The sequence below is a fragment of the Nonomuraea sp. NPDC005501 genome (genome assembly GCF_040605905.1).
Taxonomy (GTDB): domain Bacteria; phylum Actinomycetota; class Actinomycetes; order Streptosporangiales; family Streptosporangiaceae; genus Nonomuraea.
In genome coordinates, this window is record NZ_JBEXDT010000170.1 from 1 (window position 1) to 8,135 (window position 8,135).

The 8,135-nt window shown below is 73.8% G+C and carries 9 protein-coding genes and 1 pseudogene; 9 read left to right on the plus strand and 1 reads right to left on the minus strand.

Features of this window, described 5'->3' with window-relative positions; genetic code table 11:
- The 9 genes and pseudogenes from ABZS51_RS41405 to ABZS51_RS41445 form a co-directional block, all read left to right on the plus strand.
- A pseudogene (locus tag ABZS51_RS41405) lies at positions 1 to 631 on the plus strand (hypothetical protein); the annotation flags it as partial.
- A 14-nt stretch (positions 632 to 645) separates the two neighbouring features.
- Positions 646 to 1,701, plus strand: coding sequence for a Xaa-Pro peptidase family protein (locus tag ABZS51_RS41410; RefSeq protein ID WP_310717401.1), 1,056 nt, complete (start codon positions 646 to 648; stop codon positions 1,699 to 1,701).
- A 25-nt stretch (positions 1,702 to 1,726) separates the two neighbouring features.
- A complete protein-coding gene (gene efp / locus ABZS51_RS41415; RefSeq protein ID WP_310717400.1) occupies positions 1,727 to 2,287 on the plus strand; it encodes an elongation factor P in 561 nt (186 codons plus the stop codon).
- Between the two features lies 1 nt (position 2,288).
- On the plus strand, positions 2,289 to 2,699 hold the full coding sequence (nusB, locus tag ABZS51_RS41420) for a transcription antitermination factor NusB (protein WP_310717399.1): 411 nt from the start codon (positions 2,289 to 2,291) through the stop codon (positions 2,697 to 2,699).
- 56 nt (positions 2,700 to 2,755) lie between these two features.
- The gene (locus tag ABZS51_RS41425; RefSeq protein ID WP_355453468.1) at positions 2,756 to 3,538 is read left to right on the plus strand and encodes a MerR family transcriptional regulator; all 783 of its coding nucleotides are present in this window, start codon (positions 2,756 to 2,758) and stop codon (positions 3,536 to 3,538) included.
- A gap of 91 nt (positions 3,539 to 3,629) precedes the next feature.
- Complete coding sequence (locus ABZS51_RS41430) at positions 3,630 to 4,463, plus strand: hypothetical protein (RefSeq protein ID WP_355453471.1); 834 nt, start codon at positions 3,630 to 3,632, stop codon at positions 4,461 to 4,463.
- Positions 4,464 to 4,613: 150 nt separating this feature from the next.
- Positions 4,614 to 5,366: a methyltransferase domain-containing protein gene (locus ABZS51_RS41435; RefSeq protein WP_355453474.1), complete on the plus strand. Its 753-nt coding sequence runs from the start codon at positions 4,614 to 4,616 to the stop codon at positions 5,364 to 5,366.
- A 43-nt stretch (positions 5,367 to 5,409) separates the two neighbouring features.
- On the plus strand, positions 5,410 to 6,651 hold the full coding sequence (locus ABZS51_RS41440; RefSeq protein WP_355453477.1) for a DNA polymerase IV: 1,242 nt from the start codon (positions 5,410 to 5,412) through the stop codon (positions 6,649 to 6,651).
- A gap of 212 nt (positions 6,652 to 6,863) precedes the next feature.
- On the plus strand, positions 6,864 to 7,259 hold the full coding sequence (locus tag ABZS51_RS41445) for a DUF3040 domain-containing protein (RefSeq protein WP_310717394.1): 396 nt from the start codon (positions 6,864 to 6,866) through the stop codon (positions 7,257 to 7,259).
- Positions 7,260 to 7,622: 363 nt separating this feature from the next.
- Here ABZS51_RS41445 and ABZS51_RS41450 read toward each other — a convergent pair.
- Positions 7,623 to 8,135: DUF4129 domain-containing protein (locus tag ABZS51_RS41450; protein WP_355453480.1), on the minus strand; the 513-nt coding region annotated here is incomplete at its 5' end.

The following is an 8,135-nucleotide window of genomic DNA, read 5'->3' on the forward strand; positions in this document are numbered from 1 at the left end:
CGCCACGGCCCCGGGCGCGTTCCAGCAGCCGCCGCCGCGCGGCGGCGACACCGCCGTCTACGACGCGGTGCCGGGCGACGGGCGTGACAGCGGCTCCAACCGGCGGCTGTTCCTCCAGCTCGGCGCGGCCGTGGCCGTGATCGCCGCCGTCACCGTCGCGTTCGTGGTGTGGGGCGGCTCCGAGGACACGCCCACCGCCGCCCCCACCCCGACCCCGGCCGCCACGGTCGAGACGCTCCCCGCGATCCCCACCCCCGAGCCGACCACGTCCCCGTCGAGCACGCCCAAGGTGGTCATCCCGTCGGGCCGGCCCACCGCCCTCCGCGAGACCGCGCAGCCCAAGGCCACGCTGACCCGCGGCGTCGTCCCGCCGGGCGGATGGTCGGCGTGGCTGTGGGCCTTCGACAACGCCCTGACGGCCCAGCGGGCCGTCGGCGACGTGAACCCGCGCGTCGCCGACGACGCCCGCAAGAAGCTCAGGAAGGCGGCCAAGAGCTTCGAGCGGGGCCGCGACGACGCCGGCCGCGACCAGATCAGGAAGGTCATGGCCGAGCTGAGGCAGGCCCAGGCCAGGGGCGAGGTGCCGTCCTCCGGCCCGCTGCCCGACTTCATGGGGGACTGGCGGCTCTGACGTACATTGACGCCATGACGATCCACTCCGGGCGGCGGGCGAGGCTGGCCGAGGCCCTGCCCGCCCGCGGCGTCGAAGCCCTCCTGGTCACCTCCCGCGTCAACGTCCGCTACCTCACCGGCCTCGACAGCTCCAACGCCGCCGTGCTCGTCGGGGCGGACGGCTCGGCGCTGCTGGCCACCGACAACCGGTACGTGGAGCGGGCGCGGACCCTGGACGTGCCCGTCGTCGAGGCCACCGACGTGGCCGGCGCGCTGGCCGTGCCCGGAGCGGGCGTCGAGGCCGCCAGCATGAGCATCGCCACGTACAGGTCGCTCCTCGACCGCCTGGGCGGCTCCGGCGAGGTGCTCGTCCCCCTGGAGCCCGTCGTGGAGACGCTGCGCGCCGTCAAGGACGAGGACGAGCTGGAGCTCCTGCGGACGGCCTGCGCCATCACCGACCAGGCCTTCGCCGACGTCTGCCGCGCCATCGCACCCGGCCTGACCGAGCGCGAGGTCGCCCACCTCCTGGAGGCCCGCATGGCCGAGCTCGGCGCCGCCCGGCCCGCCTTCGACTCGATCGTCGCGGCCGGCGAGAACGGCTCCGTGCCCCACCACATCCCCACCACCAGGCCGCTGCGGGCCGGCGACCTCGTCACCCTCGACTTCGGCGCCCAGTACGAGGGCTACCACGCCGACATGACCCGTACCGTCAGCCTCGGCGAGCCCGCCGCGTGGCAGCGGGAGCTGTACGACCTCGTCGCCGACGCCCAGCGCGCCGGCCGGGAGGCGCTCAAGCCCGGCGCCGACGTCCGGCAGGTGGACGCGGCGGCCCGCTCCGTCATCGAGGCGGCCGGCCACGGCGGCCACTTCCGGCACGGCCTGGGCCACGGCGTCGGCCTGGCGATCCACGAGGAGCCGTTCCTGGGCCCTTCGCGGACCGGTAGACTAGAGGATCGAGTTCCGATCACCGTCGAGCCGGGGGTCTACCTTCCCGGTCAGGGCGGCGTTCGCATCGAGGACACCCTCGTGACACGTGAGGGCGAGCCGGAACTCCTCACGAAGACGACCAAGGAGCTGCTCGTCCTTTAGAGCGGCCGCACGCGGGAGAGAACGAGTGGCGACGACCAACGACCTCAAGAACGGCATGGTGCTGAAGCTCGACGGCGGGGACCTGTGGGCCGTCGTGGAGTTCCAGCACGTCAAGCCGGGCAAGGGCGGTGCGTTCGTGCGCACCAAGCTCAAGAACGTGCTGTCCGGCAAGGTCGTCGACAAGACCTTCAACGCCGGCGTGAAGGTCGACGTGGCCAACGTCGACAAGCGCGAGATGCAGTACTCCTACCGGGACGGCGACGACTTCGTCTTCATGGACACCGAGACCTACGACATGGTCAACGTGCCCGCCGGCACGGTCGGCGACGCGGCCAACTACATGCTGGAGAACACGCTGGCCACGGTCGCCTTCAACGAGGGCGCCGCCCTCTACGTCGACCTGCCCGCCGCGGCGGAGCTGACCATCGCCAGCACCGAGCCCGGTCTGCAGGGCGACCGCTCCACCGGCGGCACCAAGCCCGCCACGCTGGAGACCGGCGCCGAGATCAAGGTGCCGCTGTTCATCACGACCGGCGAGAAGGTCAAGGTCGACACCCGCAGCGGCGAATACCTCGGCCGGGCCTGAGGTGTCGGCACGAGGCAAGGCACGCAGGCGCGCGCTGGACATCCTCTTCGAGTCGGAGATCCGCGGCGAGGATCCCCTCAAGATCCTCGCCGAGCGGGTGGAGCGGCAGGAGCCGCCGGTCAACGAGTACACCTCGGCCCTGGTCGAGGGCGTCGCCCGCCACCAGGCCCGCATCGACGAGCTGATCACCACCTACTCCGAGGGCTGGACCCTGGAGCGCATGCCCGCCGTCGACCGCAACCTCCTGCGCGGCGGCACCTACGAGCTGCTCTGGATGCCCGACGTGCCCGAGGGCGTGGTCATCAGCGAGTGGGTCCACCTGGCCGGTGAGCTGTCGACGGACGAGTCGCCGTCGTTCGTCAACGGGCTGCTGGCCCGCTTCAAGCAGCTCAAGCCCAGCCTGACCCTCTAGGGCACGCCCGATCACCAGTTGACCTTGACGCGACGTCAACGTGTCTCATAGGGGTCATGAGGATCGGCGAACTGGCCGCGCTGGTCGGGGTGTCCACCCGGACCGTGCGCCACTATCACCACATCGGCCTGCTCCCCGAGCCGGCGCGGCAGGCCAACGGCTACCGCGAGTACCGGCTCGCGGACGCGGTGAGCCTGGCCCGCATCCGGCAGCTCGCCCGGCTGGGGCTCTCCCTCGACGAGCTGCGCGACGCGCTGGCCGGCGACCACGGCCGCGACCTGCGCGAGGTGCTCCAGGAACTGGACGCCGACCTCGTCAGGGAGCAGGAGGCGATCGCGGCCAAGCGCGCACGCCTGGCCGCGCTGCTCGCCCGAGCCGACGAGGGGTCCGGCGCCCTCATGTCGGCGGGCCTGGCGGAGGTGCTGCGCGGCCTGTCCCTCGACGGATCGCCCGTCGCCGAGCTTGACCGCCAGATGCTGACGCTGGCGAGCGCCATGGGCGGCCCGGAGGGCGAGAACGCGGTGGTCGACCTGATGCGGCCCCTCACCGAGCCGGACACGCTCGCCGGCGGGCTCGACCTCTACCGGCGGCTCGACGACCTCGCCGACGCCGACCCGGGCGACCCCAGGGTGGCCGGGCTCGCCGCCGACCTGGCCGGGCACATCCCCGACGCGATGGCCTCGGCCATGATCGAGAACAGTCGAGAGCCGGCGGCGGGCGGCTCGCCGGTGACGGACGGCGACCGGTGGCTGGAGACACTCGCGGGGGAACTGGCACCCGCGCAGGTCGAGGTGCTGCGGCTGCTCATGGAGCGGCTGCGCGAGCGGACGTCATGCTGAGGCCCAGGGGGAGCGGGCGTCATGGTGAGGGCCGTGCCGTGGTGAGGCCGCGTCACGGTGAGGGCCCGGCGACGGCGTGGGCCCTGCCGTGGTGAGGCTCGCACGCGCCGCCCTCTACGCCGTCGTGCCCGCCGAGTGCCTGCTGGCCGTGCTGCTCGTGTGGGGGGTCCGTCCGCCGGTCGCCCTGCTCGCGGGCGCGGAGGGGGTCGCCGCGCTGGTGTTCACGCTGGAGGCTGTCGTCGCCGGCCGGCTGTTCCTGGCCGCGCGCCGGGAGGGCGCGGGCCGGCGGGCCGCGCTGTCGGCCACCGCCGACGCCCTGATGCCGCCGGTGGTGCGCAGGCTGGTGGAGTTCGAGGTGCGGGGGGTCGCCGCTCTCGTCGTGTTCGTGGTGCGGCGCGGCCGGCCCCGGGTGCCGCCGGGCGCCGTCGCGGTCCCGTACGCGGGGGAGCAGGCGGCGACCCTGCTCGTCCTCGTCTTCGCGATGGCCGTGGAGACCGTCGTGGTGCACCTGCTGCTCGTCTCCCTCGGGGTGCCCGCCGGGATCCACCTGCCGGTGCTCCTGCTGGACGTGTACGGGGTGCTGTTCGTCCTGGCCCTGGCCGCCTCCTCCGCGCTGCGGCCGCACCTGGTGAGCGAGGACGAGGTGCGCGTCCGGTACGGCGAGTACCTCGACGTCCGCATTCCGCGCGAGCTGATCGCCTCGGTCGCGGCAGCGCGCTCGTACGACGAGAAGGGCAGGGCCATGGTGGTGGACGGGCGGCTGCGGGTGGCGGTGTCGTCCCAGACCAACGTGGCCGTCGAGCTGACCGCCCCGGTCACCGTGGTGCGCCCGCTCGGCGGCCGCGCCGAGGTCACGTCCGTGCGGTTCTTCGCCGCCGACCCCGCCGTCGTGGTCCGCGCCCTGCGCCCGGCCCCGGTGCCGTGACGGAGACCGCACCCGTCCCCGGCGCCCGCGCCGTGACGGTCCGTGCCCGTGGCACCCACGTGCTGCCACGGCACCCGTGGCAGCACGTGGGAGGTGTGGGACGGCGTAGGCTGGGGCGGGTCGGAGGAGCGAGAAGGAGGCGAGCCGAGGTTGCGTGCTGAAGGCGTCACGAGGCCCCCGGCGGTGCGGACCGCCGTCGTCTGGGACGCGTTGCTGGCCGAGCTGGCCCGGCTGGGAGAGGCCACCGGGCGCGACCGGCTCGACATCGTCGACGCCGGCGGCGGCACCGGAGGGTTCGCCGTGCCGATGGCCGAGCTGGGCCACACCGTCACGGTCGTCGACCCGAGCCCCGACTCGCTGGCCGCGCTGGAGCGCCGGGCCAAGGAGAAGGGCGTCGGCGTGCGGGGGCTGCAGGGCGACGCGGCCGACCTGGCCGACCTGCTCGACCGCGACGGCGCCGACCTGGTGCTGTGTCACAGCGTGCTGGAGTACGTCGACGACCCGATCGGCGCGATGACCGCCGTCGCGGGCCTGCTGCGCCGGGGCGGCGCGGTGAGCGTGCTGACGGCCAACCCGGTGGCGGCCGCCCTCCACCGCGCGCTGGCCGGCCACTTCGACGAGGCCCGTACGGCGCTCGCCGACCACGAGGGCCGCTGGGGCGACCGCGACCCCACCCCGCGCCGCTACACCGCCGAGGCCCTGTCCGAGCTGCTGGCGGCGACCGGCTTCGCGGTGGGGGCCGTGCACGGCGTGCGAGTCTTCGCCGACCTGGTGCCCAGCCGGCTGGTCGACGGCGAGCCCGGCGCGGCCGAGGCTCTGGTGGCACTGGAGCAGGCCGCCGCGGGGCACCCCGTCCTGCGCGACATCGCCACGCAGCTGCACGTTCTCGCCCGGCGGAGCTGAACCCGCCGGGCGTTCGCACTCGTGTTCGGATAGAATCGAGGACGTGTCCCGCAAGCAGATCACCGGCATCGGCCCCGCTCCGCGGACCGGGGTCGATGACAGCGGCTGCCCGATCCTGCACGTCGACATGGACGCGTTCTTCGCGAGCGTCGAGCTGCTGGAGCGGCCGGAGCTGCGCGGCCGCCCGGTGATCGTCGGCTCGCCCGCCGGCCGGGGCGTGGTGCTCAGCGCCACCTACGAGGCCAGGGCGTACGGCGTGCACTCGGCGATGCCCATGAGCAGGGCCCGCCGGATGTGCCCGCAGGCCACGATCATCCCGCCGAGCCACGGGAAGTACTCCGAGGTGTCCCGGGGCGTCATGGAGATCTTCCACGCGATCACCCCGCTGGTCGAGCCGATCGCCTCCGACGAGGCGTTCCTCGATGTCGGCGGCGCCAGGCGCCGGCTGGGCCCGCCCGCGCGGATCGCCGCGATGATCCGCGAGCAGGTCCGTGACCGCTACGGCATCACGTGCTCGGTGGGGGTGGCGAGCAGCAAGTTCGTCGCCAAGCTCGCCTCCAAGCAGTGCAAGCCCGACGGTCTGCTCGTGGTGCCCGAGGCCGAGGTGGTGGCGTTCCTGCACCCCCTGCCCGTCTCGGCGCTGTGGGGTGTCGGCGAGCGCACGGAGCAGGCGCTCGTACGGCTGGGCATCCGCACGGTCGGCGACCTGGCCCGGGTGCCGCCCGCCACGCTCCGGCGCGAGCTGGGGCAGGCCGCCGGCGGCCACCTGGCCGAGCTGGCGTGGGGCCGCGACGAGCGGCCCGTCACCGCCCACGCGCCCGACAAGAGCATCGGCAACGAGGAGACGTTCGCCGCCGACGTGGACGACCCCGAGGCGATCAGGCGGGAGCTGCTGCGCCTGTCGGAGCGCGTGGCGGGCAGGATGCGGGCGGCCGGGCACGTGGGCCGGACGGTGAGCGTGAAGCTGCGCCGGGCCGACTTCACCACCATCACCCGCTCGCGCACCCTCAAGGAGCCGACCGACGTGGCCCAGGAAATCTATGCCACGGCCTGCGAGCTGTTCGAGGCGGCCGGGCTGGAGCGGGTGCGCCTTCGCCTCGTCGGTGTCAGGATGGAGAACCTCAGGCCGGCCGACTCCGCGGCTCGGCAGCTCAGCCTCGGCGAGCGGGAGACGGGATGGCGGGAGGCCGAACGCGCGATGGACAAGGCGATCCGCAGATTCGGGCCGGATGCGGTGCTCCCGGCGTCGCTTGTGCGCGGAAGACTTGATGAAATGGAAGCATGACGCCATGTCGGGACCTGGGGGGAGTGTGGGGAGTGGTGCCTAGATGACCCACAATGGAGCTATGACGTCACCTCCGGTTTGGTCTGCGTTGGACGTTTGCTTTCGCCTACGTCTACAGCCTCGTATTCTGGGGATAACCGACCGCGAGGTCCGGACACCCCGTGTCGTCCGTTGCCGTCTTCCCCGTAATGGGGCCGTCCTTGGGAGGCGCCGTGCCGCTCTCTGAGCACGAGCAGCGCTTGCTCGACCAGATCGAGCAGGCACTCTACGCCGAGGATCCGAAGTGGGCCAACACCGTCAGGATCAGTGACCCCCGCAGCCATTACAAGCGCCGCCTGATCAAAGCCTCCGTCGGCTTTGCCCTCGGTGTCGTGCTCCTCATGGTGGGTGTGGTGATCAACCTGATTCCGCTCGGCGTCGGCGGTTTCGTGGTCATGCTCGCCGCGTGTCTGTGGGGCCTGTCCAGCTGGAAACGCATGAACGGGTTCGTGGACACCGCCACCGGCTCCGTTCCCGCCCCGGGTAAGCCGGCGGCGCGGCGCGGTGGCCGGGGCACGTTCATGGAGCGTATGGAAGAGCGCTGGCGCCGTCGTCACGACGAGCGCTGACCCCTCCCATCGGGCCAGACCCGGCATCCCCGCCGGGCCGCACGGCCCAGGCCCGGCACCGCCGGGCCACCTCGCCCCCACGCGCGCCCACCGACGGCTCTCCACCCCGGGCGCGCCCGCCCACTCACACCTCACGCGCGTCCGCCGCAGGATCACCCCCGGCAGCGCTCGCCGACGGATCGCCTCCGCGTGATCGTGCGGCCGTCCCCCAAGGGAACGACCGCACGATCCCGCCACGGCACCCGGCCGGCGAATCACCACCCCGCGCGCCGGTCACCCCGCGCCGGTCACCCCGCGCCGGTCACCCCGCGCCGGTCACCCCGCGCCGGTCACCCCGCGCCGGTCACCACGGGGCGCCTCCCGTTACGAGCCCTTCTCGGCCGCCGTCCTCCGCAGCCGCAGGTTCTCCAGCCGGTCGAACCCGTCCAGCAGCCGCTCGCCCATGAGCCGCATCCTGCGCAGCGTCGAGGGCGGCAGCAGCAGCGCCCGCAGCCGCCTGCCGCGCGACGCCGTCGCCGCCAGAGCCTTCCGCACCGTGCGCAGGTCCTGCCGCACCGGGCCGATCTCGCCGGGCGAGCGGGCGAACAGCGACCGCTCCACCGCCGACGCGATGGCCGTGATGGCCGCCGCCGAGCCGGCGTCGAACTCGTACCGCTCGGCCAGCCTCCGCGCCAGCGCCCGCGGCGTCTCGCTGGTGCCGCGCTCCAGCCCGTAGTCCAGCAGCAGGTCGTCGAGCTCGGCCCAGACGGCCGCGACGGACGGCAGCCGCCCGCTCCCGGCCCTCGCGCCCGCGCTCATGCCCGTCCCCGCTGCCGCACTCGTTCCGCCGCCGGCTCCCGTACCGGAGTCCGCGCGCGGCGATCCGTCCGGGGCGCC